This is a genomic window from Phaeobacter inhibens DSM 16374 (assembly GCF_000473105.1).
GTDB lineage: Bacteria > Pseudomonadota > Alphaproteobacteria > Rhodobacterales > Rhodobacteraceae > Phaeobacter > Phaeobacter inhibens.
Genome location: NZ_AXBB01000004.1, coordinates 142,718 through 169,426, shown reverse-complemented (window position 1 = coordinate 169,426; position 26,709 = coordinate 142,718). Strand labels below are relative to the sequence as shown.

Here is a 26,709-nt window from a genome sequence, read left to right as displayed (position 1 = left end):
GGCGTCAGGCTCAGTGGCTGCCATCACACCACATCTTCGGTCGCGCCCGGCAGCGATTGGTGCAAATCCGCCATCTTCTGCGGATCATGCGGCACCAGAAATCCGCTGCGGGTCTGTGGCAGGCGAACGCCGTTGCGCTGAATCTCACGGTGCCACCAGTCTGCTGCTGTCTCGACAGCGCGGGCCTCTGCCGGCATCTGCTCCCGATGCCACCAATGGGCACACATCGCCTGCCAGGTTTTAGCGACGCGCTGCTTGTCTGTGATCCGAAGCGCCACCTCCGTGTCCCAGCGCATTGATCGCCCATTCATATTGGCGGATCCGATCATCGCAAAACTATCATCTGCAATCAAAACCTTGCTGTGCACATAGATCACGGGTGACCCTGCCAGAACCGATGGCGCTTCGCGCTCCGCCAGAAATGGCTGCACCGGGCTTGCGATTGTGGCCCGCTCGCCAAAGGCTGTCTGCACCGTCTCCAGAGCCTGCCCCTGCAACGCCATGCCATAGCGCGCATCCAGATCGCGATTGCCCTCAAACGCCACATCATCCGGCAGCGCTGGCAGGACCAATATCAGCGAGAGATCCGGGTTACGTTTGGCGGCGGCGGCCAGCCCATCAGCCAGCACGCTGGACCGCAGGAACTGGGTCTCCAGATAGATCAGGCGTTCTGCCCGTTCGAAAGCGGCCAGATAATCCTCTTCGATCTCGCGCAGGACCGTACGGGGTGATACCGCCCAGAACCCAAAGCGGCGCGGCGCAGAGATCGTGCGCCGAATGAGCTGTCCTTCTGGCGGTGTTTCTTTTCCGGCGACATAGCGCTGGAAATGACGCAGGTAGTGGGCCGCCTCCCGCGCCTCGGGGCCGCTGACCAGAAGTTGCACATCCGCCCAGGTCTCCTGCGATGGCAGATCATGTTTCAGCGTGTCGCGGCGTCGATCATTCAGATCCAGCCCGCCGACATACAGAAGACGCTCATCAATCACCGCCAGTTTTTGGTGATGGGTGACGGGGCGGACCTCCGGGAGGACCTCATCGCCTGGGGCATCCTCCGACGGGGAGGACTGGCTTTGGTCGAGGTTCTGCGTCTTCTTCATCTTGACGAAAGGACCAAAGGCAAGGCGCGGCAGAAGGCCCGCGCGCGCCGGATGCATTGCACCCTCGACCTGGAGATGTCCCACCGGATCATTGGTGGCACGACGGGCTAGCCGTGCGGCAATGGCCTGCGCCTGCGCCACACTGCGCTTGGTCTTTTGATGCAGTTCCTGTCCCATGACCGGGTCAAAATCGCTGATCACCAGATGAAAATCGACACCCCGTGCCACAATATGTTCAACCAGATCGGCCCATGTTTCGCCGATGGCGCGGGCTTCGGGGCTGAGCAAAGCAGTCGAGAAATCGAATATACGGAAACTGGCACGCACCTCTTTTTTCGCGCCCAGCACTGCGCGTTCAAACGCAGGCCACGCCTGCGCCGCCGTTACCAGGACCTCAAAAACCTCTGGATCGGTCGCGTCACCCGGTGTGTCGGAGGTCCGCATTGTCATTTGCACCCTTTTGTTCCGCAATCGCCGCCGCTGCGGTGTCATCACTACGCGGGAAGACGACCTCGTAGGTAAACTCGGTCTCAGTTTCCGTAACCTTGGCGTCGCCGTTCAGCTGGGCAACAAAGGCCTTGATCAGCCGCGCGCCGAGCCCGCTGGTGAAATGGCGGTCTTCATGTGCCAGCCCGGACTGCGGATCCAACGCATTGTGGATTGCAAGACGGCACATACTGGCTTTCTCTTCGCCGAAGAAGACCTGAACCACGCGTCGTCCATCCTCAGTCGCGCCTGCGTATCTGACCGCGTTGGTTAGCGCCTCAGCGACCAGCATGGAGAGGTTTACCGCATCATCCTGATTGAGCGGAACCGTCTCCAGCTTGGTTTCGATGGACACAACCGCATCAGAGCCGAGCGACATGGCCGCGACCTCCTTTGCCAGGGCAGTGATCAGCTCAGCCGCATCGACGGTTGTGACATCCGGATTTGTGTTCAGAGAGCGGTGGATCGCCGCCAACCCGCGCACCCGGCGCTGAAGCTGCGCCAACACCGTACGCGCCTCATCTGACCGCGCCGACCGGGCCTGCATATTCATGATAGAGGCGATCAACTGAAGGTTGTTCTTCACCCGGTGGTGGATCTCGCGCAGGAGAATGGTCTTCTCGCGCAGATCAATTTCACGGCGCTCCTCCGCCTTGCTGAGGATCAGCACCATCCGGTTGAAGGATTGCTGCGCCTCGGCGAATTCACGTGGCGGGTTGATCAGCTCCAGTTGCGCCTGCTCGCGCTCGCCCAAGGCATAGCGCCGCATCGCCGCGCGCAGATCGCTGAGGTGGCGGATCACCAGACGGTGCAACCCAAAAACCCCGACAACCATACCCGCCAGCCACATCAACACCGGAAAGGCCAGTGTAAAGACCCAACCGCCGGCGCCGGTGGCCATCTTGGCCTGCGCTGCGGGCCAGCTGCCCACAACCGCAATCTGGCCCGGGATAATATCGCTCACTGCAAAGAAACGTTCCTCGCCCGCGTTTGACACCGCAAAAAATGTTTCGCCGGATCGCGCCATCAGATCCTCGCGCAGTGATGCCTGTGGCAGGATCAACCCGGCCTCGGACCGAGGTTCGGAGGCAGACAGAACGTCGCCCTCCTCATTGATCGTGGCGAAGCGGATCCCCTCCAGCTTCCAGTCATCGGTGAAGAAACTGCTGGTCAGCCGGTTCGGGATTGCCAGAACGAGATAGGCTACTGCCCTGCCCGCTTCTTCAATGGGACGTGTGAGGGACAGCTCAAATCCATCGCTGCCGTCAAGATTCCGCCCAACGCCATAAGACGGCGTGTCACGGGACAGGGCGCGTTGGAAGATCGGTGTATTGGCGATACTCGCCTGCCCCCCGCCTGAACTGCAGACCCGCTTCCCATCCGGGCGATACAGGCCCGCGAAGGAATAGGCCGCCTGCTCTGCCACAAACGACGTCATCATCGCATTGCATGCACCGGGCTGATCGCTGAGTGGAAGCGCTATCGCACTGAGCGCCTCCGCAGCGCCGTTGGTCCGCTGCAGAAGCTCGCGCTCCGCCAAGGCCGCATTCTCTGCCCGCGCCAGAATGGCGACGCGCGACAATCGTGCGGCCTCGTCTATCACTGAATAGGTCTGATAGATGGCAATCATGCCCAGCGGCAACAGGGCCAAGGTCATGAGAGCGGCGAGCCTGAAAAACAGACCGCCGGCCAGTGCCCGCCCCAACCTCATGTTATGCCACGCTTTGCTGCGACACGATGCCAGCCGTGACGGTATCCGTCAGCTCCATCGGCTCATCTTCGTCAAGGTGCATCAGTTCAGCCAGTCGCGCACGCCCCCGGTTGACGCGGCTCTTGATCGTGCCGACCTTGACACCGCAGGTTTCCGCCGCCTCCTCATAAGAGAAGCCGCCTGCGCCGACCAGCACGAGCGCCTCGCGCTGCTCATCGTTCAGCTGCGCAAATGCCGTGTTGAAGTCACGCATGTTCAGGCGTCCGTCATGGTCCGGTTTCTGTGACAGCTGTTCGGACAGGACCCCGTCGGCGTCCTCGACCTCGCGGCGGCGCTTACGTCGCAAGGAATAATAGGTGTTGCGCAGGATCGTGAAGAGCCAGGCCCGCATATTGGAGCCTTCCTCAAATTTTTCGATATTGGTCCAGGCCTTTACCAATGTGTCCTGCACCAGATCATCGGCCATCGCTGTGTTGCGGGTCAGGCTGATGGCAAAGGCGCGCATGGCACCGAGGTGGTCGACCAGCTCGTCTCTCGGGTCACTCATTGGTGTCACCGGCGCCGTTGCCCGAGGATTTCGCAGGCTCTGAACCCTTTGCCTTGAGCTGATCCAGCAGGTTGGCGAAGCGATCAGGAATAGGTTCGGAGGCCAACGTATCGAAGGCCTTCTTGAGATTGCTATCGATCTCTCGCTCGACCGCATCGCTGCGTGTTTCGGTTGCCTTGTGCTTTTCCATACGATCCAACTATATTTTTTTACGTAGGCTCTGGAACCAAACGCAGTTACCGAGCGTATGGTTCCATATGTATTCAGAAAAAAAGGGACATATCAAATGACCGCCCCGACGGGAGAAGTTCTTGCTAATCAGATTGGGTCTAACCTGCCATTTCTGCGTCGTTACGCCCGTGCGCTGACAGGGAGCCAGACAAGCGGTGACACCTATGCCCTTGCTACTTTGGAGGCGATCCTGGCCGAGCCCGATCGTTTCGAGCCGGAGCTGAAGGCCAAGGTGGCCCTTTTTCGCGCTTTCCATATCATCTGGAGTTCCAGCGGGGCCCCGCTGGAGATGGATGAGCCCGACAACGGGCTGGAGACACAGGCGCAGAAGCATTTGCGCAGGCTGACGCCCAACACCCGCGAGGCGTTGCTGCTCCACACGATTGAAGATTTCAGCACCGCCGAGGTGGGACAGGTCATGGATATCAGCGCCGCAGAAGCGGGAGAGCTGGTCAAGATCGCCTATCAGGAGATGTCTAAATCCACCTCCGGCCGAATTATGATCATTGAGGATGAAGCCATCATCTCCATGGATCTTGAAGGTATCGTGTCGGATATGGGCCATCGCGTCACGGGCATCGCCCGCACGGAAGATGCCGCGCTGAAACTCGCGCAGCAGGAAACGCCCGATCTTATCTTGTCGGATATCCAGCTGGCGGACAATTCCAGCGGCATCGACGCGGTGAACAAGATTCTGGCGGCGCATTTCGACTGTCCTGTCATTTTCATTACCGCCTTCCCCGAGCGGCTGCTGACCGGCGAGGGACCAGAGCCTGCGTTCCTGATCTCAAAGCCATATACAGAGGATCAGGTCCGTTCGGCTGTGAGCCAGGCGATGTTCTTCTCATCGACCGAGACGCTCAAGGCCTGATCAACGCCCGATGCTTGAGCTCTGATAGCCGCCTGGAGACAGGCGGCTATTGCTTTTGAGTATTTATGGAAAGGTGACAGGCCGGTCGCGGGAAGGTCGCCAACCGTTGATGCAGCTGTCACCGGGCCGGGCGGTGTTACCCCTTGGCAATAGCGCGCAGCATCCAGGCCGCCTGCTCATGAAATGCTGAACGCGCGGTGGCCAGATCTTCGGTCACGATGTCTTTGCGATCGCCAGCCAGCTCAGCCAGTGCGTGCAGCCGGTGCGCCACGCGCTCATGGCTGTGCGCAAGATCTTCGACCATTTCCGCTGCCGTCAGCCCGCCAGGTTTGTCCTCCAGCTTCGAGCGGCTGACGATATCGGCAAGGCTCGACGGCGCCAGATGGCCCAAAGCCCGGATCCGCTCAGCCAGATCGTCAGCGGCGGCAAACATGTTCTCGTATTGCTCTTCGGTCAGCTTATGGACCGAGTAAAACGCCGGACCTTCGACGTTCCAGTGATAGGCATGGGTCTTGAAGACCAGGCGGTAGGTGTCAGCCAGCACATCGGCAATGCCGCTGGCGATCACGGATGTGTCGCGGACACCGGTGGCAACATCATCACGGCTGGGCACAACTGAGAGCGCTTCGCTCATCTTATCGTCTCCTTTGTCTGTGTTAATATCGCTGACCCAACGTGTGCAGCTGGCGGAGGTTCCATCTTTTCTAACTGCGGTACGGACCCGCCAGAACGCCACATCCATACGCCGCGCCGCGTGGACCTCAGCATGGGAAACGGGCGGAAGTCAGTTCCTCCGCCCGCATCAGGTCAGGATCTGATCTCTGCATGTCACCTGCCCTTGATCACCCGAAGCACCATCGCGATGGCAAACAGGATGAGGAATACAAAGAACAGGATCTGGGCGATCCCCGCAGAGGCCGACGCAACCCCGCCAAAGCCAAACAGGCCAGCGATGACTGCGACGACAAAAAATAACAATGCCCAATAAAGCATGGCCGCCTCCTTCATATCGTGTTGCGCTGTGATACCTGCCCAACTCAGGTCGCGCGGCGATAGTTCCATGGAACCTTCGCCGCATTCTGCACGTTGAGAGGGGGAAAGGAGATTTCATTATGCCCGCGACCCAGACACAGACTGAGACGAAAAAATCACCCGCAGCGCGCCGCGCCGGGGGGAACAAAGCCGAGGAGACACAACCGATCGCCGAGAAGGTGAAAGAGGTTGGTGAGCAGCTTGAAGATATGGCTGTGCGCAACGCACAAGCTGTCCGTGAAATGGCCAGCGACGGTGCCAAGACCACATCGCAGGCCGTCAGTGATCTGGCGAGCCAAAGCGAGGATTTCGTGAGGAAGAACCCTGCCCTTGCGGTGGCAGGGGCACTGGGCGTCGGCGTCCTGATTGGTATGGCGGTGCGCAACCGCTACTGATCCAATGCGTAACGAACGGAGAGAAGGGGGCCTGTCGGCCTCCTTTTTTATTTGAGGAGATCTTCAGGGTGACCTGCGGCGTAAGAGCGACCATCAGGTGAATTTTCGGAACAGCCGCGTGGTGTCAAAAATCGTGTCCAATTTTTCGTAACGCGCGCGCGTCTCATCCCAGCGCTCTTCCTGTGCGGCAGAGATCATCGCCTCCAACAGCATCATGGTCGAGATATTGGAATCCCAGGCTGAAGGGATCTCCACCCAGCAGTTGAACGTTTGGGCCGCCACCGATCCGATGGGGCTCGACCATTGATCGGTGATCAGGATCACCTGCACGCCACGTTCCGACGCCAGTTCCGCCAGCCGCTGCAGATTGGTTTCATAGCGGCGGACATCGAACATTAGCAGCGTGTCCCCTTCGACCATATCCAGCACGTAGTGGGGCCAGGTTGCCGATGAGGACGTCATATGTGTGACCCGCTGTCGGATCGCCTGAAAATGGGTGAACGCATAATCCGCCAGCGCCCGTGTGATGCGACCACCGACCACATAAAGCCGACCTTCGGTGTCAGCCAACTGACGAACGGCAGCGTCAAACTGTTCGGAATCGACATTGGAAAACGTCTGGCTGAGGTTGTCGGTGACTGCCTGTGCAAATCTGTTCAGCAGATGCCCGTCCGGCGCCTCAGACGCCCAGTTCGCCCGGCGTTGGGTTGGCCCGGATCCTTTGGCCTCCAACTCCTTCAGCAAGGCCTGATGAAACTGGGGATACCCTTTGAAACCAAGCTTTTGCACCATGCGCGCCACGGTGGGTGTCGAGACGTCAGCATTGGCCGCAACAATGGTGATGGAGGCCAGACCGGCCGCTGGGTAATTCGCCAACAAGGCGTTGGCAAATTTGCGTTCCGCCTGTGTCAGACTCGCATATTGCTCCCGGATGAGTTCGCGCACGGTGGCGGGCGGTTTTGTCACAGTCCGGCTATCCCTCTGCTTTGCCTGCAATTTAAGCACAGCTCCGAAACGAGAGCCATTCAAATCTCAGGTCGTCAAACTGATGCTGAAAAGATATTGACACAAAAAGTTGTACGTGAAAACATTTTTCCAAAATCAGGGAGTACCCAATGTCACTGAGCGATTCCAACGCTCCATCTGCCGCCTCGCCAGATCTGCCCGACCGGGCGGTGGACGTCTGGAATGCGACCGGAACCGGCGAGGTGCTGGTGCTGTGCGAACATGCCAGCAACCATATCCCGGCCCGATACGAGGGGCTTGGCCTGTCTGAGGAAGATCGCATCAGTCATGCCGCCTGGGATCCCGGTGCATTGGCAGTCGCCAAAGGCCTGTCGGCAGCGCTGGACGCGCCATTGGTTGCAAGCTGCGTGTCGCGACTGGTCTATGACTGCAACCGCCCTCCCGAAGCCCCAAGCGCGATGCCCGCCAAATCGGAACTGATCGAGGTGCCGGGCAACCGCAATCTGGACGCAGCGGCGCGGGCCGAACGGGTGGCAACCGTCTACGATCCTTTCTGTGCAGCCGTGGCCAAGGTGATTGCGGATCGCAAGGCTGCTGGTCGTGAGACGATGCTGGTCACCATTCACAGCTTCACCCCAGTCTACTACGGCAGCCCCCGCAGTGTTGAAATCGGCATTCTGCATGATCATGATACCCGGCTGGCGGACGCGATGCTGGACGCGGCACCCGCGCTGCCGCACCGCCAGGTTGAGCGGAACGCGCCCTATGGTCCGCAGGACGGCGTCACCCATTCCCTGGTCCTGCATGGGCAGGACAACGGTCTGGCCAATGTGATGATTGAGATCCGCAACGATCTGCTGCGCACCCCTGAACAGGAAACCACCATGACCGAAGAGTTGCTGTGCCTGCTGCGCCCGGCTCTGGCGACCCTCGTCACAAAGGGGGCAGCCAATGCCTAGAGCCATCAAAAGCTACGTGCGCGCCATTGATGCAATGAACCGGCTGATCGGCCGCTTCGCCATGTATCTGATCTTCGTGCTGGTGGGCGTGTTGCTGTGGTCGTCGATCTCCAAGACATTCTTTAACCCGTCGCTCTGGACGCTGGAGACCGCGCAGTTTGTCATGGTCGCCTACTATATTCTGGGCGGGCCTTACTCCATCCAGATGGGCAGCAACGTCCGCATGGACCTGTTCTATGGGTCCTGGTCGCTGAAGACCAAAGCCTGGGTGGATGCCTTCACCGTGCTGTTCCTGATGGTCTACCTGGGTGTGCTGTTTTACGGAGCCATCAGCTCCACCGCCTATTCTCTGGGCTACTTCGGGTTGGAGCCATTTCAGTTCTTTGGCGATCTGGTAATGACCCTTGTGACCGAGGGTCTGGAAGCGGCCAGTGCCAAACTTGGCTATCTGGAACGCAGCTCCACCGCCTGGCGCCCGTTCATGTGGCCCATCAAAACCATCCTCTGTTTCGGCGTCTTTCTGATGCTGCTGCAATGCCTTGCTGAATTGTTCCGTGATCTCGGACGCCTTCGCGGAGACGACTTCTAATGTCCTATGAACTCATCGCCATTATGATGTTTGCCGGCATGATGCTGATGCTGATGACCGGCCAGCGCGTGTTTGGTGCCATCGGATTTGTCGGCGCTCTTGCGGGCATGCTCCTGTGGGGCACCGGCGGCAGCGAAATCCCCTTCTCCGCAGCCATGAAGCTGATGAAATGGTATCCGCTGCTGACGCTGCCGATGTTCATTTTCATGGGCTATGTGCTGTCGGAATCCAAAATTGCCGATGACCTCTACCGGATGTTTCACGTGTGGATGGGCCCGGTCAAAGGTGGGCTCGCGATTGGCACGATCGGTCTGATGGTCCTGATTTCTGCGATGAACGGCCTGTCGGTGGCAGGTATGGCGATCGGTGCCACCATCGCGCTGCCCGAGCTGTTGCGCCGCGGCTATGACAAGACGCTGGTCACCGGCACCATTCAGGCCGGATCCTCATTGGGTATTCTGGTGCCCCCCTCGGTGGTGTTGGTGCTCTATGCGATGATTGCGCGCCAGCCTGTCGGGCAGCTCTGGCTTGCCGGTGTGGTACCGGGTCTTCTGATGGCGACGATGTTCATCATCTATATCTATCTGCGTGCCCGCATGCAGCCTGAACTTGGCCCAGCGATGAGCCCTGAGGATCTCGCCGAATACGAACGTATCAGCGATCATCCGCTGCGGTTGAACTACGTCGTGCTGGCGTTGCTGGTGCTGGTGCCGCTGGTGGTAAAACTGGGTATCATCGAGGCAAAGCCCGCAATCGGCGTGGCGCTGGTCGGGTCTGTTCTGGCCTTTGTGACCCGCAGCATTCCTGCCTTCTATCACGATGTCTTCATGCGTGAAAAATATCGCCTGCTGTTCTCCGGCGTGCTGCCGCTGGCGATTTTTGCCGCGATGATGGTGCCCTTTGTCAATGGCTGGACCTCGCTGGTGGAAAGCTCCGCCATTGGTGCGATGACCGCCTTTGTCGCAGCCATTCTTAAGGGACGTATGAACAAGGAAGTCTTTGAAACCTCCGTGCGCTCGACCTTGGGGATTTCCTGCATGTTCATGTGGATCATTCTCGCCGCGCTTGGCTTTGGCGCCATCTTTGATGGTTTGGGCGCGGTGAAGGCGATCGAGGATCTGTTCACCACGCAGCTGGGCCTGTCGCCCTGGATGATCCTGATCCTGATGCAGCTGAGCTTCATCGTGATGGGCACCTTCCTGGATGACACCGCGATGCTGGTGATTGTGGCGCCGCTTTACGTGCCGCTGGTGGGCGCGCTGGGGTTCGATCTGATCTGGTACGGTGTGCTCTACACCATCACCACCCAGATCGCCTATATGACGCCCCCCTTCGGCTATAACCTGTTCCTGATGCGGGCCATGGCGCCACCGGAGATCGGGCTGAAAGATATCTATGTCTCAATCATCCCCTTTGCGGCGGTGATGGTCGTGGCCCTGGCGCTGGTGATGATCTTCCCGCAGATCGCCCTATGGCTGCCGGAATATGTTTACGGAAAATAACCTTCAGAAGAGCCCCGCAAGGGGGCCGGACATTCAACATGGAGAAGAGATATGACGACAAGACGTAAGTTTATTCAGACTGCCGGCGTCGGTGCCCTCGCCGCCCCGCTGGCCACCCCCGCGCTGGCGCAATCCAAGATCACATGGCGTATGCAGACCTATGCCGGTGCGGCGCTGGCCGAACATGTGGTGAAACCCGCCATTGACATGTTCAACAAGATCGCGGGCGACCGTATGCAGATCGAGCTCTACTATGCCGATCAGCTGGTCCCGACTGGTGAATTGTTCCGCGCCATGCAGCGTGGTACCATCGATGCGGTGCAGTCCGATGATGATTCAATGGCCTCCCCGACCGATGTCACCGTTTTTGGCGGCTACTTCCCCTTCGCCTCGCGCTACTCGCTCGATGTACCGGTTCTGTTCAACAAATACGGGCTGAATGAGATCTGGGACGAAGAATACTCCAAAGTCGGCGTCAAGCACATCTCTGCAGGTGCCTGGGATCCCTGCCACTTCGCCACCAAAGACCCGATCCGCAGTCTGGCAGATCTGAAGGGCAAGCGCGTCTTCACCTTCCCGACAGCGGGTCGTTTCCTGAGCCAATTCGGCGTCGTTCCCGTAACCCTGCCATGGGAAGACATCGAAGTCGCCATGCAGACTGGTGAGCTCGATGGGATCGCATGGTCCGGCATCACCGAGGATTACACCGTTGGCTGGGCAGATGTGACCAACTACTTCCTGACCAACAATATTTCGGGTGCATGGGCTGGGTCCTTCTTTGCCAATCAGGGCCGCTGGAACGAACTGCCGGAAGATCTGCAAACGCTGTTCCGCGTCTGCTGTGACCAGTCGCATTACTACCGTCAGTGGTGGTATTGGGGCGGCGAAGCAGACCTGCGCGTCAACGGCCCGAAAATGGAGCTGACCTCGATCCCCGATGAAGAATGGGCAACGGTTGAGGACGCCGCCTATAAATTCTGGGACGAAATCGCCGCAGAAAGCCCGACCAAGGCACGCGTTGTCGAAATCATCAAGAAATACAACGCGGACATGCAGAAAGCCGGGCGTCCCTACCGCTACGGCTAAGTCTAAGGTCTGAAAAACCGGAATTTGGCCCGCATGCGGTGGGCCAAATTCCTTTCAAAGGAATTTGCCAAACTTTTTTGTCAAAGAAGTTCTGGCCTCAATACGCAAAGGGCTGCTCATGCTCTCCTTCGACACTCTTAAGGACCAGGTTGCCGACGGCACGGTTGATACAGTTCTCGTGTGCCTTGTGGACATGCAAGGGCGGCTGATGGGCAAGCGTTTTCACGCCAAGCATTTTGTGAATGGCGCTTGGGAAGAGACCCATTGCTGCAACTATCTTCTGGCCACCGATTTGGCGATGGCGACACCGGATGGCTATGCCTCGACCAGCTGGGAAAACGGCTACGGCGATTACGTGATGAAGCCGGACCTCGCAACCTTGCGCCCGGTGCCCTGGCTCGAAGGCACGGTGATGGTGCTCTGTGACGTACTGGATCACCACAGCCACGAAGAGGTGCCGCATTCGCCGCGCGCCATCCTCAAACGTCAGGTGAACCGTCTCAAAGAGATGGGTTTTGACGCGATGTGCGCCACCGAGCTGGAGTTTTTCCTCTTCGAGAAGAGCTTCGATGCGATCCGCAAATCAGGCTTCCGCGATCTGGAGCCGATCTCGGGCTATAATGAGGACTACAGCATCCTGCAGACCTCCCGCGAGGAGCACGTGCTGCGCCCGATCCGCAACCACCTGTGGGATGCGGGCCTGCCGATTGAGAATTCCAAAGGCGAGGCCGAGACCGGTCAGGAAGAGCTGAACATCAAATACGCCGCCGCGATGGACACGGCCGCCTATCACACCATCGCCAAACATGCGGTGAAGGAAATCGCCCAGCAACAGGGCCATGCGGTGACCTTCCTGCCGAAATGGAGCCACGAGAAAGTCGGCTCCTCCTCTCATGTGCATCAGTCGCTGTGGCAGGACGGCAAGCCCGCGTTTCATGACCCGTCGGATGAGCTGGGCATGTCGCCGCTGATGAAGGCCTACATGGGTGGCCTGCTGAAATACGCGCCGGATTACACCGCCTTCATGGCGCCCTATATCAACAGTTACAAACGCTTCATGAAGGGCACCTTTGCCCCCACCCGCATCATCTGGTCGGTGGACAACCGCACCGCAGGCTATCGTCTCTGTGGTGTCGGCAGCAAGGCCATCCGCGTCGAATGCCGTATTCCGGGCTCGGACATGAACCCCTATCTGGCCATCGCAGGCATGCTGGCTGCGGGCATTGCAGGCATCGAGGAAGGGCTTGAGCTGCAGGCGCCCACCACGGGCGATGTCTATCAGGGCGACACCGGCATGATCCCCGGCACCCTGCGGGATGCGGCGACGGCACTCAAAAGCTCGGCCATGTTGCGGGCCGCCATGGGTGATGCGGTGGTTGACCACTACGTGCGCGCTGCCGAAGTGGAAATCGAGGATTTCGAGCGGATCGTGACCGATTACGAGATTGCCCGCGGGTTTGAGCGCGCCTGAGGCGCGCAGAGCCTTCGGCGAGAGTATTTTTGGAAAGATGACGACGGGGGCGTGGCCTCCGTCAAACCACATGAGGAAGACCATGGGCCAGACCCTGAAATGTATCTCACCGATCGACGGATCGGTCTATGCCGAGCGTGAGACGCTGCCACCGGAGGCCGCAGCGGAGCGCGTGACCGCAGCCCGCGCGGCCCAGGCCGCCTGGGCCGCGCGCCCCCTGCAGGAGCGGGTTGACCTGGTGATGGCCGGTGTGGCGGCTGTTGGCGCGATGAACGACGATATTGTGCCGGAACTGGCCCATATGATGGGGCGCCCGGTGCGTTATGGCGGCGAATTTGGCGGCTTCAACGAGCGCGCCAGCCATATGGCGCAGATCGCCGCCGAGGCGCTGGCCGATATCCAGGTCGGCGAAGACGCAACCTTCAAGCGCTACATCAAACATGTCCCTCATGGCGTGGTGTTGGTGGTGGCGCCCTGGAACTACCCCTATATGACCGCCATCAACACCGTGGCTCCTGCCCTGATTGCGGGCAATACCGTGGTGCTGAAACATGCCACCCAGACCCTGCTGGTGGGCGAGCGCATGGCGCAGGCCTTCCAGTCGGCGGGCATTCCGGCAGATGTGTTCCAGAATATGTTCCTCGACCATGACACCACATCAGCACTGATCGCAGACCGCGCCTTCGACTTCGTGAACTTCACAGGTTCCGTCGGTGGCGGTCAGGCGATGGAGCGCGCGGCTGCAGGCACCTTTACCGGCGTCGGCACCGAGCTGGGCGGCAAGGATCCGGGTTATGTGATGGAAGACGCCGATCTTGATGCGGCGGTGGACACGCTGATCGACGGCGCCATGTTCAACGCTGGCCAGTGCTGCTGCGGTATTGAGCGGATCTATGTCCATGAGAGCCTTTACGACGCCTTCGTCGAAAAGGCTGTGGCCATCGTCAACACCTACAAACTGGGCAATCCGCTGGAGGCAGAAACCACCATCGGCCCGATGGCGAACGTACGCTTTGCAGCTGAGGTGCGCAGCCAGATCGCCGAGGCGGTTGCGGCGGGGGCTGTGGCCCATATCGCGGCTTTTGCCGAAGATGACGGGGGCGCCTATCTCACACCGCAGATCCTGACCAATGTGACCCATGACATGCGGGTGATGCGTGACGAAAGCTTTGGCCCCGTGGTGGGCATCATGAAAGTCTCCTCTGACGCCGAAGCCATCGACCTGATGAATGACAGCGAATTTGGCCTCACCGCCTCGCTCTGGACCGGGGATGTAGAGCGCGCGACCCGTGTTGGCGATCAGATCGAAACCGGCACCGTGTTCATGAACCGCGCCGATTATCTGGATCCGGGCCTGTGCTGGACCGGCTGCAAGAACACCGGCCGCGGGGGAGGCCTGTCAGTCATCGGCTATCACAACCTCACCCGCCCGAAATCCTATCACCTGAAAAAGGTCACGGGCTGAGCCCCGTCATCTTTCCCGAAATACTCCGGGGGGCTTGCCGCAGGGCAAGCGGGGGCAGCGCCCCCTCCCCGGCTTCATCACAGGAACACACCTATGACTCTTGTTGGAAACTGGTCCTATCCGACCGCAATCAAGTTTGGCGCTGGCCGGATCAGGGAACTGGCCGAGGCCTGCGCGACAGCGGGCATGAAAAAACCGCTGCTGGTCACGGACAAGGGGCTGGCCGATCTGCCGGTCACCCAGTCCACCCTCGACATCCTGGAGGCCGCGGGCCTTGGTCGGGCGATGTTCTGCGAGGTTGACCCCAACCCGAACGAGAAAAACCTCGAAGCCGGTGTTGCCGCCTATAAGGCAGGCGATCACGACGGGGTGATTGCCTTTGGCGGCGGCTCGGGGCTGGATCTGGGCAAGATGGTTGCCTTCATGTGCGGCCAGACCCGGCCGGTGTGGGATTTTGAGGATATCGGCGACTGGTGGACTCGCGCCGATGCCGATGCCATCGCGCCGATCATCGCGGTGCCGACCACGGCTGGGACCGGTTCCGAAGTGGGCCGCGCCTCTGTGATCACCGACAGCGTGACCCATCAGAAAAAGATCATCTTTCACCCCAAGGTGCTGCCCACCGTGGTGATCTGCGACCCCGAACTGACCGTCGGCATGCCGAAGTTCATCACCGCAGGCACCGGTCTGGATGCCTTTGCGCATTGTGTCGAGGCGTTCTCCTCGCCCCATTACCACCCGATGTCCCAGGGTATCGCGCTGGAGGGCATGCGCCTGGTGAAGGAGTACCTGCCGCGCGCCTATGCTGATGGCACCGACATTGAGGCCCGCGCGCAGATGATGTCGGCCGCCGCCATGGGCGCCACCGCCTTCCAGAAAGGGCTGGGCGCGATCCACGCCATGAGCCACCCGATCGGGGCGCTCTTCAACACCCACCACGGCACCACCAACGCCGTCTGCATGCCCGCGGTGCTGGCCTTCAACGCACCGGAGATCGCCGACCGCTTCAAGACCGCCGCAGATTATCTGGGCATCGACGGCGGCTTTGAGGGCGTCTGCGCCTATGTGCAGGAGCTGAACGACAGCCTCGGCATCCCACGCGGATTGTCCGAACTGGGCGTCACCGAAGCCGCCATTCCAGAACTCGTCAAAGGCGCCCTCATCGACCCTTCCTGCGGCGGAAACCCGGTCGTCCTGGACCAAGCAAACCTAACCCAGCTGTTCAAGGACGCTATGTGATCCCCAGAGCGCATCTGCATAACTTCTGCTGCTGCGCTCGCACCGACCCCCGGCTGAGCGCAGCGCATTGATGCGGCGGTGCGGCTATTACGCAGCACAGGCCCATCAAGACTGCGGCCCCTCTCTGAGTTGAGAGGGGCCGCTTTTTTACACTGCAGTCAGCTCAAACCTCAATCAGACACCACAGTGCCGGTCGACCATCCGCTGCACCATCGGTGCGAAGTGCCAGAAATCGGGCGTGACCATGCCTGCCCGCTTACCCGCCTCATCAAGATAACGCACTGCGATGATCTCTTTCAGGTTTGGATTGGCCTCAAACGCTGCGATTTCCTCCGCGTTCATCGGCCCGCCCTGCAGCTCCAGCGTATGGACGGACGCTGGGGAAAGCCGTTTGAAATACTCAGGCTTCGTCGCGCAGAGATACCGTTTGGCAGCGACATGATAGCGACAGCAATCAGTGATCACACTGGGAAAGAAACGCTCCAGCACCTCGGCCCCGGCGTCCTCATGATGTCGATCCTCGGTATCATCGGGATGGTAGGTGCCAAACTCGGACGTGAAATGGCCGATATCATGCAGCAGCGCGCCCACGATGATCTCTTCTGGCTGGCCGTTCTGTTCTGCGATGGTGGCGCCTTGCAGCATATGTTCGCCCATGGTCACCGGCTCGCCCAGATATTCCTCCCCGCCGCGCCGGTCAAAGATTGAGCCGAGGAAAGCGACAATCGTCTCACGGTCCAGCGTGTCTGGCGGGACATGCGTGGCTGCTGGCTGTGGCTGGCGGCTGGTCATTCTGCCGCCTCCGCCAGCGCCTGACGTCGCCGCGCGTCATAGACAGAACGCAGCCCATCCTTGTCAGCATAACAGCCCTGCAGCCAGCGCGTCCCCTCACCCGAGTAGCCCTTGCGCGCGTGCAGGACGCGGGTGTTGTCCACCACAAAGGCCTCACCGGGATTAAGACGGAACGTGACCTCCATCGCCGTATCATCGATGATCTCGCCAAACCGGCGATAGGCTGCATAATAGAGCGCCATCTTCTCAAACGGGACATCCTGCACCGCTGCGAGTGACCGGTTGTTGAAACGCACCCCGATCAGCTCCCCATCGGGTGCCAGCTCGATCATGGGGCGACGAGAGGTCAGGCAGACCCCGGCTTCGCCTGCGTATTCAAAACGCGCACAATGTTCCGCCAGCACATTGAAATAGGCCTCATTCTCGGCCTTGAGACGCAGAGCGGCGGCAAAGCCGTCCACCACCATGTTTTCACCCCCGGCAGCGGAGCTTTCGAGGCAGTAGAGCACCTGAATGGTTGGCACCGGATCGCGATAGGGATTGTCGGTATGCGCCTGCAAGCCCAGGCCGGTGAAGGCGAGGTTGGTCGGGTTGACTTCGGTGCGAACCTCGAAATGGCGCCCGTAGTTGGTCTCGCGGACATGCCCGAACAGATCGACCACGCGGAACAAGGCGCCATCTTCAACCGGCCCGTTGACGACCTTGCCGAATCCATAGCGCGTCACAGCGCCCAGCCAATCGCCCAGCGCCGCACCGCCTGCTTCCAGCGCCGCGAAATCACCGGTGGGCACGCCGTCCATCAGCCCCGCGTCCCAGGTCTCAACCCCATCTGCAAGCCAGCCCGCCTTTTCGGGCTGGGCCTTGTCATAGGTATGGGCTTGCAGCCACGAGAGATCATAGGCAACGGTTTTATTCTCCGGCATAAACCGCAGGCGAAGCCTCTCGCCGTCCAGCGTGGCCTCTGCAATCGTGGTGTCCGCCGGAATGTCCCGCAGCGCGATCAGACGCTGGCCGTTGGCCTCAGCCCGGGTGTCGGAGTCGTTGGCATTGTCACGCAGCCAGATCGCGTGAAAGCGCATGTCGGATGCCCCGTGAGACAGGGTGAGATAATCGCCCGCAGGGGCAAGAGTAACTGACGGCATGGTATCCTCATTGGTGGTCCGCAACGCGGAAGATGACTCTTGTGCGCATGTTGCCATTGCCTCTACATAATCTCAAATTACGAATTTCCGCACTAAGGCCAAGGTCAGCTAATGCAACAGCAGCGCCCCACCCTGCCGCCCCTGGAATGGATCCGCGCTTTTGAAGCGGCGGCGCGCTGCGGTAGCTTTACCGCGGCGGCAGCGGAAACCGGGATCACCCAATCCGCCATTTCGCAGCGTATCGCCCAGTTGGAGAAACGGCTGGGCACTATGCTGTTTCACCGCCACCCCCGCGCCATCACCCTGACCGTGGAGGGCGAAGCCTGGTTGCCGCACATCCAGTCGGCACTGGATACGATGCGCGACAGCTCCGAGGCGCTGTTTGGCACCGGGCGGCGACAGCTGACGATCTCTGCAAGCCAATCAATCATCGATTTGTGGCTCACCCCGCGACTCGCCGCCCTGAGCGACATCGCAGGTGGCCAGTTGGCGATACGAACCATGGTTTTGGGCGCCCATGATGCAGTGGAGGACGAAGTGGTCCGCATCCGCTACGGCGTTGGTGACTGGCCCCACGCTTACAAACTGCCGCTCTATTCTGAGGGGATCGTCCCCTTGGCCTCCCCGGAGTTGATTGGCCGCAGAGGCGGGCACTGGAGTGACTGGCCACGGATCGCCTGTTCCGGGCCTCGGCCGGGATGGCCGGATTGGGTTGCCTGCCACGGCGGTGGATCCACGCCGGTGCCGCATCTGCGATTTGATACGTTTCTGTCCGCTCTGGGGGCGGCCCGCGCCGGCACCGGCGTGCTGCTTGGGTCTCTGCCGCTCTGCGATCAGGACCTGGCAGCTGGGCGGCTGGTACGGAAGGGTCGGGACCGCCTCGACCACCACGCCACCTATTGGATGATTGCCGGACAGGATGCTATCAGCCGCACCCAATGGGCGGAGTTGACCCGCATTATGACCTGATGGTGTAGCTTTAGAAACAGGCGCGTATTGTCGCGCTGGCAGTCTGCCACATTGCCCCGCTGCAGTGGACCCGACATTTTCCGTACCCAATAGATTCTCGAACCGTTTGGAGCATGAACGCGCATGAATATTTGGCTCTTGGCCGCTGGCGGCCTGTCGGTCGTCAACACTCTGTTACACATTTTTGCCGGCGGCCCCAGCGTCGCACGCCCCCTGCTGGAGGCACGCGGCCTGTCCGCCGAGGTGCGCTACGTCAATTATTACTGCTGGCATCTCGTGAGCATAAATCTGGCGGCTGTGGCGGCGCTCTTCCTCTGGCCTGCATGGTCGGGCGAAGCCGAAATCGCTGCGATCCTCGCCACTGGTCTGGCCGCTGCCTACGCCATCTGGGGGCTCGCCCTGCCGGTTCTGAATGGTCAGCGCTACAAGGACATTCCGCAGGGTTTTTTGTTCGTACCGGTGACGATTTTGGGAATCGCCGGCCTCACGCTCTAGCAGCACGTCGCCGTCCGAGACCCAGGCAGAAACGATTTTGCGGGAAAATTACGGTCGGTGATATCCGGGAAATACCATCGGCCTCAAACAATTTCATAGATAAAATATATTCAGAGAAACCTCAGAAATACTGAGGCCTCTTATGCGATCGCCCCATGAAAAGAGGAGAAAAACAGCCTTAACAGCTTATGAACATGGGTGTTCAGCTACTTGAAGATACACAACTCAAAGCTGTCTGGTTAAAGTCTTAACGACAGTTGGTGGGCATATTAATCGTTCATTAGGGCTGAAATGTCAGTTTCTGGCTACAGTCTTTGGAAAGGGCGTCACGATGAATGGTACTGAGGTTACGATGGAGACCAGCCACCCGACACTGCCCTCCGGCAACCTATGCGTCTTGGTGCTGGACGACAGTGAATTTGACCGGACGCGAATGCGGCGGCTCATTGCGCAGGCTGATCGAACGGTCGAGGTGATTACATGTTCGGACATTCAGGATCTCGAAAAAGCACTGGACGAAAACGTTGTTGATCTCTGCCTGATTGATCACCAGCTGCGCGATGCCTCTGGCCTTGACGCGGTCGCCGTGGTCAAAAAACAGCTGGAGACCGAAGAGGTGCCGGTGGTAATGATCTCTGGCCGCGAAGATACCGAAGCAGTGGTCAGCTCGATGCGCGCTGGCTGCGTGGACTATGTCGGCAAGGGCAATCTGACCGCGGAAAAACTGCATGGAGTGATCTACAACTCCATTGCCGAGACATTGTCAAACCCGGCGATGAAATCTGAAGTGCAGGACGCCACACGAAACGTGATCCGGGGCATGGCGGAGGGCTGCATAAGTGAATTGCAGCCAAAACTGCGGCGCATGTATCGCCAGATCTCCTTCATCCGCGGCTGCCATAACCAGGGGCTGACACCATCCCCCGAAGCCCTTGATGAAATTGAAACACATTGCCTGAACATCTGGCGTTTCTTCGATGAGATCGAGAACTACAGCAATAGTTTCAATGTGGTCCACCATTAAGGTGGACCACATCACTGCCGTTCAATCGCGGTGATTTTGTTTCAGACGCAGTCGAATAGTCGCCCCGTCCCGCTTGGTTCGGGGCGGTAGTGCCTCCACAACACCGCCGTAGCTGTCAGCAAGACGGCGCAAGATCGCAAGGCCCATCCCTGCCCCACCGGTCTCCACGACCGAAAACTTGCTCATCGGATCAAAAACCCGCTCCAGTTTACCGGCCGGAAATCCGACACCGTTGTCACGCAGCATCATCTCCCAATATCCGTCGCGCAAGCACCCGGTCACAGCAACGCGCACCGGCTCCGCGTTGTGCTCAGCAGCATTTCCCAACAGGATCAGAAACATCGACATCAACGCATCGGGATTCATCTCGATTTCCGCCGGATCAAATCGTGCCCGCACCTGCATGTCACTCGGCAGGTTCAGTGCCGCAATCGCCCGATCAAGGCAGGTTCTAACGGAAACCCGCTCTGTCTCGCGATATCCGGTCTTGGAATACAGCGACAGCTGATCAAGCATCATGTTCAGCTTTTCCGCATGGCGCCGCATCAGATCAAAAGACTGCGCAGGTGCCTCCGGCAGCGACATGCCGACATCCTGCAGATCCTCTTCAATCCAATTCGGCAATTCAGCGATGGCCCGCACTGAACCACGCAAGTCATGAACAATCTTATAGACCACGTCCATCATGGCCTGATCGCGCATGGTCTGGCTCAGGGCTGGATCGGGTGTGTCATATTTCATCGGTAAGAGCCTTTCGCAGATCGGCAGGATAGGTGTCGCGCAGCGCCATCCAGCGGCGCGATTGCACCTCCAGGCCCACACGATCTGTGGTCGCCCGCCAGGATTGGGCAACATTGTCCAGCGCGACCTCGGCTGTCACATCCCCAGCCAGTGCGGCCAGCAGCCAATAGGACAACGCCTCAAAATATTCGCCACGCCGCGCCAGATAAAGATCCGGCATCGAGGCGCGCATCGCCTGCTCGTGAACAGTCAGAAACTGCGTGCCATAGGCCTTGATGATAGCTGGATCCTGGTACTGGTCGGTTCTGAACGGATCAAAGAACCCATCGGACTGGGCGATTGCTGCAGCGCCGACCTGCTGCGAGACGGCATTGACGCAGAACTGATACGCCAGCTCTCGCTGTTTTGAATTCTTGGCAACAACATAACTCCACCCCCAGTTGAAATAAGAGAGAGGAACCACCGCCCCGCCAATACGTCCTCCTGGCAACGACGCGTTGATCATATTGTCGCGCATTGCCGATCCGGGTGCATAGAGGCTCTTTTGCGTACCGCCCCAGCCAATATTGGCGTAGATATCGCCTTCCTGATAGCGCGCCCAGTTGGAAAACAGATCCAGATCTGCCCCGACAAGATGCGCGCCGGAGGCAATCATGTCCTCCAGCGCGGCGATGCCACGCGCTCCTGCGATCTGCGGTTCCATCGTGGGCGAAAACGGCCAGGCGCCCTTGGCATGAAACCGCGCCCACCATTCCCAGGCCACCTTATCCTCCGTGCGGAACAGGCAACCGCCATACCGACCCGCATCCGGATCGTGAAAAAACGCCATCTGTCGGTCCAGCTCGTCCCAGGTTTGCGGCGTCGACAACGCCGTACCAGTCTGATCCGCATATCGGCTCCCGAGGTCCCGATCCTCCATAAAGCTTTTGTTATAAAACATTAAAAAGACATCACCGTCGGTCTGATAGCCCCACAGCCGCTCGTCGAAGATATCGCCGCTGGTGTACATCATCGCGTCGGTCAGCCCTTGTGGCGCATATTGCTGAGCAAGCGCATCCAGGGGCAAAATTGCCTCCGCCTCGACAAGGTCTGGTATGCCAAAGGTGGCTGGCAGCGCCACATCTACGCCGACATCGTTCAGCATCGCTTCCAGTGTCAGAACCGCGTTCACCTCGCCAACGCCGACCACGACCAGTTCCGTGCGACACCCGCACATTTCCTCAAAACTCTTGGCCACCGGCGCTAGGTTTGCCTCCGCCCCATGGGGGACCAGAATACGAAGCAGATTAGGATGCTGGTGATCAACTCCGGCACGCGCAGCGGCAGGCAGACCGCCAACCCCGCCAAGCGCCAGGGCATGCGTCGTGAAAGCGCGTCTCGTGAACATGGGGATCCTCGCGTGTGGCTCAGTAGATTTAAGCCTATCTGCGCCCAGTTAAGGACTGGTAAACCTCTCAACCTTATGTTGAGCACACCAACAGCAAAAGGGGCCCGTAGTGTCGCTAACCGCACGCCTCAGATCTTGTGTCGTTATATGTCTCGCGTCGATTTGCGTCGCGATGTATGCGGAGTGGAACGACCTAAGCCGCATTGAGCGCAAGACAGAGAACCTGTCTGATCGGACGATTCCGTTGCTCGACAGGATTGCCGACCTTGGCGACCTGCAACACGGGTTGGAGGTAACGCTGGCTCGGGTCAGGCTGATCGACGATCTGGATGGGCTTGCCGGGATGGGGCGGCGCGTCGACAATCTCTCGCAGCTGTTTCGTGAGAATTTCAGCGACCGAGAAGATACAATCGCCGAAGAATTGTCATCAGCAGATGCTGATGTGTTTCAGAACGTGGTGAAGGGTCGCCAGGATATCGTCGCTCAGAATATCAGGATTAACGCCCTTGTTTCACAGGCCGTTGACAAGATCCTGGCGCTGGAAAAATCTATTGTTGTTGCGCAGATCGAGTTCGGCAATCAACAGCGCGACGCGCAATCCAGACAGGAGGGATCCCTGTCGGTCACCTGGGCAATCGATACCGCCAAGACTTTGGGAGAAATCTCCGGCAGCGTTGCCTCGCTCGCCATCCTGACCAAAGACTTCTCGCTTGAAACCGGTACTGGCAACACAGGCGCACGCCAGAGCCTGGTGGCAGAGATCAACATCCTTGCCTCTCGCCTTGCCCGGCTGAAAAATCTGGAAGCGCGTCACGACATTGCCGGTGTCTTGGTCGATTATCGCAATACCATGCTGGGCCCGGACGGGGTGGTCGAAGCGTTATCAGCCCTGCAAACGCGCCAAGCAGGTCAGGAACAGCTTTATGGTGAGGCTGAGGCTGTGCTCAACAACATCGGCGCCTGGACCCGGTCGAGCACCCAGCGGGCCGCAATGGAGTTTCGTCAAAGCGCAGCGGAAACGAGCCGCATTGTTGAGCGCATTCGGTTCGTCGATGTCGCCTTCAACATGTGTATGCTTCTGATTTCGCTTGCTCTTTTGTGGTTCATGATCGAGGTTCGGATGATTTCGCGGATTCACCGCCTGACGCGCCATATTCAACGTATGTCGCGTGGCCATCTCGAAGATCCGATCGACACCGCCGGGTCAGATGAGATTGCTGAGATCGCCAAAGCTGTGGAGAAATCCCGCCTTACTGCGGCAGCTCTGCAACGCTCAAATGAGGAACTGGAGCGGTTCGCCTATGTGGCGGCTCATGACCTGCGTGCGCCGCTGCGCGCCATCTCAAATCTGATCGAATGGACAGAAGAAGATTTCGCCGATGAGATGCCCGCCGACGCGCAGAAAAATATTGGATTGATCCGCAATCGTACGGACAGATTGTCAGGCCACCTGTCTGCCCTGCTGGACTACGCGCGGGCCGGCCAGATTGATGGCGAACATGGGGCCTTCAGCCTGACCAAATTTGCGGAAGAGCTGAGGCTCTACTTCAATTCCAACTCCGCTTTCGAAATCAGGGTGGAGCAGGATTGTGGACCCTTCGGCGCCTATCTGACACCGCTGAAGACCATTCTGATCAATCTTGTCAGTAACGCGAATAAGCATCACGACAGATCATCTGGCACGATCCGCATGAGCAGCGAGCTGTACCCCAACTACGTCGAGATCACCGTGGCCGACGACGGGCCCGGCATTCCGAAACAGTATCAGGACCAGATCTTTGTTCTGTTTCAGACACTGAAATCCCGCGACGAAGTGGAAGGATCCGGCTTGGGCCTGGCGCTTGTACAGAAACTTGCCCGATCGCTCGGCGGCAGCGTGTCCGTCGTCTCCAACCCGGATGTGGCCCGTGGCACCGTGTTTACGGTCCGTGTCCCCCTCAATACACCCTCAGCAAAAACACCGAATGACATCCAAGGATTGGCCGCATGACCAATAGAGAATCCGTTACGTTTCTGATTGTAGACGATGACGAGGTTGCCGTGATGGCGATCAAACGCGCGTTGAAAAAACTACGCCTTGTTAACCCAATTGAAGTTGTCGGCGATGGACAGGAAGCGCTTGATCTGCTGCGGGGGGTGAACTCCGCCGCGCTTGAGCGCCCGTACATCATCCTGCTGGATCTGAATATGCCGCGCATGGGGGGGCTGGAATTTCTCGCCGAGGTGCGCGAGGACAAAGAGCTGGCGAACTCGGTGATTTTTGTTCTGACAACCTCCGATGCGCCCTCGGATATTGCCGTTGCCTATGAGCATAAGATTGCCGGTTATATCGTCAAAGAGAACGCCTATGATGCGGTGAAATCTGCGGTGGAAATGCTGGGCGCCTATGTCGAGATCGTGTCGCTGAAAACAAATTGAAGTGAGGTTTGTTGCTGGCACCGACGCACAACACCTCTTCAGTCACCGCGCCTCCCCCGCACGACTGAAGAGACGCGCGGGCCAAGCTTGGTTTATGCAGTAAGGGACAGGATTGGTCGGTATATTCAACCTCGGCTTTTGGCCCACTCGCAGTCGGGCTCGACATGAGTAGGCCCCTTTGGCTGGCCACCCTTGCCTCCCCCATCAGCAACACATCTCAGAACTTATAAAAGCGCGCTGCGGTCTCAGCAAAAACCTGTGATCTCTGGCTATCCGGAACCAATTTTTCATGTGCGTGCAAGAGCGTTTCATAGTTTGAATAAAGGCTATCAACGGGAAAGTTGGAGCCAAACATACAGCGGTCAGCGCCAAATTGATCGAGGCATGTCTCAATGATCGGTCTGAAGTCCTCAACGGTCCAGCAGTGCTGAAACATCCCCAAACCTGAGAGTTTGCATCGTACATGTTGAAGACCCGAAAGCCATCTGAGCTGCTGACTCCACGCCTTTAGCCCCTCAGGACTTCGATCATGGGGGCTGCCCGCATGGCACAGGGCCACATTTGTTCGCGGGGCCTGCCCCAGAACGCGCGCGGTTTTCTCCATCAGCTCGGGGATAAGCTGCAGATCGAAGGACAGCCCGCGTTCTCCAATCAGCAGCAGCCCCTCCAGAAACCCTGGATCATCCAGAAGCGCATTGGTGCCGGTCTGCGCATCCTCACCCGGGGCGCGACCGACGATCTGGCGCACGCCCCGGACCGAGGGCAGCGCCTGAAAAACGTCGAGTTGCTGCGCCAGATCTGGCGCCGTCAGATCGCAATGCACCACCTGTACCATCGGCCAGTCCCGGTTCGCGTCGACGACGGCTTGAACCCATTTCGCCTCCGCCAGAGGATCCGCAGCGCCGACCTGAATGTGAACAGATCCGGTGATCCCAAGGGCCGAGGCCTCTGCGCGAAAGTCAGGCAATAGATAGTTGCGCTGGATCGGGCTTGGGTCGCCAAAGAACCGCGATACACCCTTGGCGGCCAGCCAAGGGTAATGCACCGCCGTCAGGTCCCACAGGTGATGATGCGCGTCGATCATGTCAGGGTCCCATCGCTCAGCTGTTGCAGGACATCATATCCCTGCCCTTTCCAGAAATGCAGCAGGTCAATGAAGATCCAGTTTTCCGCAAGTTTGTCACCGCTACGCCGGTAGATATCAATCACCCGGAATTCGCCCCGTTCATTGGTCGCCGTGCGACCCATGAAATCGCCGGTCAGACGCGCGGTGAAGTTCGGCCAGCCAGCGAAGCCACCGTAGGCGCCTTCCGCCAGGCGCGCCGTATGACCGGTCCTGGATCTGTCAGAGAAGGCCGCGCGAAACGGGCCGGAATGCTGCTGGGCATAGCGCTCGATGGTATAGGTGGCGCCGATGCCGGTCGGCCCCCACCACAACATGTGTTCACACCAGGTCTGACGCAGCTCATCCTCAAGACTGAGCTTGTTGTCCCACTGCCCCAGTTCACCAATCATGCGGTTGATCACGGCCAGCGTCGCCTCGCCTTCGTGGTCTGGTTGCGCTTCGAACAGAAGGCCATCATGCGTCATTGGCCCCGGCTGCACCAACTGCGCGGCGGTCTGACCGGGAAAGGCTGTGACACCAGCCTGCGCCATCAGATGCGGTAGGTCGAAATACATCGCGGTCTGTGCAATCTTGCCGTCTTCAACCCGGTGAAACTCGCAATAGCGCAGCATCGCAATCTTACCCGTTGGCGGGATGTTCACAAATGGCGCGTCAAACAGCCCCATCAGATGCCCCATGGACACCACCCAGATGCCTTGAAAATCATCCATCTGGTTGCGCCCGGCAAAGAAAATATCCTCACGCCGCTGCAACGATGTGAGACTTTTGCGCAGCGGCGCCCAGAACTGCCGAGCAACCTCAGCAGCCGCGGTCATCTCATTGAACGGGTGGAAACCACGCCACAGGTAGTCGGGCGATGTATGTCGAATCAGAGCCGCTTCAAGATTCGCATCCGGAGCATCCAGATCGGCATAGAAGGCGCGCACGACGGCTTTTGCTGCCTGAAGATCGTTCATTTCTTTCCCTAT

At 59.1% G+C, this 26,709-nt stretch carries 27 protein-coding genes; 14 read left to right on the top strand and 13 right to left on the bottom strand.

The features are described 5' to 3' along the window. Window positions 1–23: 23 nt before the first annotated feature. The 4 genes from INHI_RS0100785 to INHI_RS0100770 are packed head-to-tail and all read right to left on the bottom strand — an operon-like array spanning window position 24 to window position 4,031. Entirely contained in the window at window positions 24–1,541 is a 1,518-nt protein-coding gene (locus INHI_RS0100785) for a phospholipase D family protein (protein ID WP_027246374.1), read from the bottom strand. After that, a complete protein-coding gene (locus tag INHI_RS0100780) occupies window positions 1,516–3,240 on the bottom strand; it encodes a sensor histidine kinase (RefSeq protein ID WP_254656804.1) in 1,725 nt (574 codons plus the stop codon). The genes INHI_RS0100785 and INHI_RS0100780 overlap by 26 nt, the downstream gene beginning before the upstream one ends. A gap of 55 nt (window positions 3,241–3,295) precedes the next feature. Continuing rightward, window positions 3,296–3,841 carry an RNA polymerase sigma factor gene (locus INHI_RS0100775; protein ID WP_014875607.1) on the bottom strand — a complete coding sequence of 182 codons (546 nt, stop codon included), beginning with the start codon at window positions 3,839–3,841 and terminating at the stop codon, window positions 3,296–3,298. Beyond that, complete coding sequence (locus INHI_RS0100770; protein WP_027246372.1) at window positions 3,834–4,031, bottom strand: NepR family anti-sigma factor; 198 nt, start codon at window positions 4,029–4,031, stop codon at window positions 3,834–3,836. The genes INHI_RS0100775 and INHI_RS0100770 overlap by 8 nt, the downstream gene beginning before the upstream one ends. Window positions 4,032–4,127: 96 nt before the next feature. Here INHI_RS0100770 and INHI_RS0100765 point away from each other — a divergent pair, with 96 nt between their 5' ends. After that, complete coding sequence (locus tag INHI_RS0100765; RefSeq protein WP_014875608.1) at window positions 4,128–4,943, top strand: response regulator; 816 nt, start codon at window positions 4,128–4,130, stop codon at window positions 4,941–4,943. A 136-nt stretch (window positions 4,944–5,079) separates the two neighbouring features. Here the strand turns inward: INHI_RS0100765 and INHI_RS0100760 are convergent, their stop codons facing one another. Both INHI_RS0100760 and INHI_RS0100755 read right to left on the bottom strand, forming a co-directional pair. Then, window positions 5,080–5,577 carry a Dps family protein gene (locus INHI_RS0100760; RefSeq protein WP_014875609.1) on the bottom strand — a complete coding sequence of 166 codons (498 nt, stop codon included), beginning with the start codon at window positions 5,575–5,577 and terminating at the stop codon, window positions 5,080–5,082. 194 nt (window positions 5,578–5,771) lie between these two features. Next, window positions 5,772–5,936: a DUF1328 domain-containing protein gene (locus INHI_RS0100755; protein ID WP_027246371.1), complete on the bottom strand. Its 165-nt coding sequence runs from the start codon at window positions 5,934–5,936 to the stop codon at window positions 5,772–5,774. 119 nt (window positions 5,937–6,055) lie between these two features. Between INHI_RS0100755 and INHI_RS0100750 the strand changes: the two genes are divergently transcribed. Then, window positions 6,056–6,370, top strand: coding sequence for a hypothetical protein (locus INHI_RS0100750; RefSeq protein WP_027246370.1), 315 nt, complete (start codon window positions 6,056–6,058; stop codon window positions 6,368–6,370). Window positions 6,371–6,463: 93 nt separating this feature from the next. Here the strand turns inward: INHI_RS0100750 and INHI_RS0100745 are convergent, their stop codons facing one another. After that, window positions 6,464–7,336 carry a MurR/RpiR family transcriptional regulator gene (locus tag INHI_RS0100745; RefSeq protein WP_014875612.1) on the bottom strand — a complete coding sequence of 291 codons (873 nt, stop codon included), beginning with the start codon at window positions 7,334–7,336 and terminating at the stop codon, window positions 6,464–6,466. A gap of 149 nt (window positions 7,337–7,485) precedes the next feature. Between INHI_RS0100745 and INHI_RS0100740 the strand changes: the two genes are divergently transcribed. The 7 genes from INHI_RS0100740 to INHI_RS0100710 all read left to right on the top strand — a co-directional run bounded on the left by INHI_RS0100740 (window position 7,486) and on the right by INHI_RS0100710 (window position 15,647). Beyond that, window positions 7,486–8,295 carry an N-formylglutamate amidohydrolase gene (locus tag INHI_RS0100740; protein ID WP_027246369.1) on the top strand — a complete coding sequence of 270 codons (810 nt, stop codon included), beginning with the start codon at window positions 7,486–7,488 and terminating at the stop codon, window positions 8,293–8,295. Continuing rightward, entirely contained in the window at window positions 8,288–8,884 is a 597-nt protein-coding gene (locus INHI_RS0100735) for a TRAP transporter small permease subunit (RefSeq protein ID WP_027246368.1), read from the top strand. Before INHI_RS0100740 ends, INHI_RS0100735 begins: the two co-directional genes overlap by 8 nt. Continuing rightward, window positions 8,884–10,386: a TRAP transporter large permease gene (locus INHI_RS0100730; protein ID WP_027246367.1), complete on the top strand. Its 1,503-nt coding sequence runs from the start codon at window positions 8,884–8,886 to the stop codon at window positions 10,384–10,386. Before INHI_RS0100735 ends, INHI_RS0100730 begins: the two co-directional genes overlap by 1 nt. Before the next feature lie 51 nt (window positions 10,387–10,437). Then, a complete protein-coding gene (locus INHI_RS0100725) occupies window positions 10,438–11,472 on the top strand; it encodes a TRAP transporter substrate-binding protein (protein ID WP_014875616.1) in 1,035 nt (344 codons plus the stop codon). Window positions 11,473–11,590: 118 nt separating this feature from the next. Then, window positions 11,591–12,943 (top strand): glutamine synthetase family protein, encoded by a 1,353-nt coding sequence (locus tag INHI_RS0100720; protein ID WP_027246366.1) that lies wholly within the window; start codon window positions 11,591–11,593, stop codon window positions 12,941–12,943. A gap of 82 nt (window positions 12,944–13,025) precedes the next feature. Further along, window positions 13,026–14,408 (top strand): aldehyde dehydrogenase family protein, encoded by a 1,383-nt coding sequence (locus INHI_RS0100715; RefSeq protein WP_027246365.1) that lies wholly within the window; start codon window positions 13,026–13,028, stop codon window positions 14,406–14,408. Between the two features lie 93 nt (window positions 14,409–14,501). After that, window positions 14,502–15,647 carry an iron-containing alcohol dehydrogenase gene (locus tag INHI_RS0100710; RefSeq protein ID WP_014875618.1) on the top strand — a complete coding sequence of 382 codons (1,146 nt, stop codon included), beginning with the start codon at window positions 14,502–14,504 and terminating at the stop codon, window positions 15,645–15,647. A 174-nt stretch (window positions 15,648–15,821) separates the two neighbouring features. Here the strand turns inward: INHI_RS0100710 and tmpB are convergent, their stop codons facing one another. Both tmpB and tmpA read right to left on the bottom strand, forming a co-directional pair. Then, window positions 15,822–16,439 carry a (R)-1-hydroxy-2-trimethylaminoethylphosphonate oxygenase gene (gene tmpB, locus INHI_RS0100705; protein ID WP_027246364.1) on the bottom strand — a complete coding sequence of 206 codons (618 nt, stop codon included), beginning with the start codon at window positions 16,437–16,439 and terminating at the stop codon, window positions 15,822–15,824. Next, window positions 16,436–17,581 (bottom strand): 2-trimethylaminoethylphosphonate dioxygenase, encoded by a 1,146-nt coding sequence (gene tmpA / locus INHI_RS0100700; RefSeq protein WP_027246363.1) that lies wholly within the window; start codon window positions 17,579–17,581, stop codon window positions 16,436–16,438. The genes tmpB and tmpA overlap by 4 nt, the downstream gene beginning before the upstream one ends. 111 nt (window positions 17,582–17,692) lie before the next feature. Between tmpA and INHI_RS0100695 the strand changes: the two genes are divergently transcribed. From INHI_RS0100695 to INHI_RS0100685, 3 genes are all read left to right on the top strand, one after another. Then, window positions 17,693–18,550: a LysR family transcriptional regulator gene (locus tag INHI_RS0100695; protein WP_027246362.1), complete on the top strand. Its 858-nt coding sequence runs from the start codon at window positions 17,693–17,695 to the stop codon at window positions 18,548–18,550. 123 nt (window positions 18,551–18,673) lie between these two features. Continuing rightward, a complete protein-coding gene (locus INHI_RS0100690) occupies window positions 18,674–19,045 on the top strand; it encodes a hypothetical protein (protein WP_027246361.1) in 372 nt (123 codons plus the stop codon). Between the two features lie 331 nt (window positions 19,046–19,376). Further along, entirely contained in the window at window positions 19,377–20,069 is a 693-nt protein-coding gene (locus tag INHI_RS0100685; RefSeq protein ID WP_027246360.1) for a response regulator, read from the top strand. Window positions 20,070–20,090: 21 nt separating this feature from the next. Here the strand turns inward: INHI_RS0100685 and INHI_RS0100680 are convergent, their stop codons facing one another. Then, entirely contained in the window at window positions 20,091–20,810 is a 720-nt protein-coding gene (locus INHI_RS0100680; RefSeq protein ID WP_027246359.1) for an ATP-binding protein, read from the bottom strand. Further along, on the bottom strand, window positions 20,800–22,197 hold the full coding sequence (locus tag INHI_RS0100675) for an extracellular solute-binding protein (protein WP_014880925.1): 1,398 nt from the start codon (window positions 22,195–22,197) through the stop codon (window positions 20,800–20,802). The genes INHI_RS0100680 and INHI_RS0100675 overlap by 11 nt, the downstream gene beginning before the upstream one ends. Window positions 22,198–22,441: 244 nt before the next feature. Between INHI_RS0100675 and INHI_RS0100670 the strand changes: the two genes are divergently transcribed. After that, window positions 22,442–24,187, top strand: a complete 1,746-nt coding sequence (locus tag INHI_RS0100670) for a sensor histidine kinase (protein ID WP_254656803.1) — start codon at window positions 22,442–22,444, stop codon at window positions 24,185–24,187. Then, window positions 24,184–24,615, top strand: a complete 432-nt coding sequence (locus INHI_RS0100665; RefSeq protein ID WP_014875627.1) for a response regulator — start codon at window positions 24,184–24,186, stop codon at window positions 24,613–24,615. Before INHI_RS0100670 ends, INHI_RS0100665 begins: the two co-directional genes overlap by 4 nt. 217 nt (window positions 24,616–24,832) lie before the next feature. On the opposite strand, the gene INHI_RS0100660 is transcribed toward INHI_RS0100665, so the two are convergent. Then, entirely contained in the window at window positions 24,833–25,699 is an 867-nt protein-coding gene (locus INHI_RS0100660) for an amidohydrolase family protein (RefSeq protein WP_027246357.1), read from the bottom strand. Continuing rightward, on the bottom strand, window positions 25,696–26,697 hold the full coding sequence (locus tag INHI_RS0100655; protein WP_027246356.1) for a nuclear transport factor 2 family protein: 1,002 nt from the start codon (window positions 26,695–26,697) through the stop codon (window positions 25,696–25,698). The genes INHI_RS0100660 and INHI_RS0100655 overlap by 4 nt, the downstream gene beginning before the upstream one ends. Window positions 26,698–26,709 lie beyond the last annotated feature (12 nt).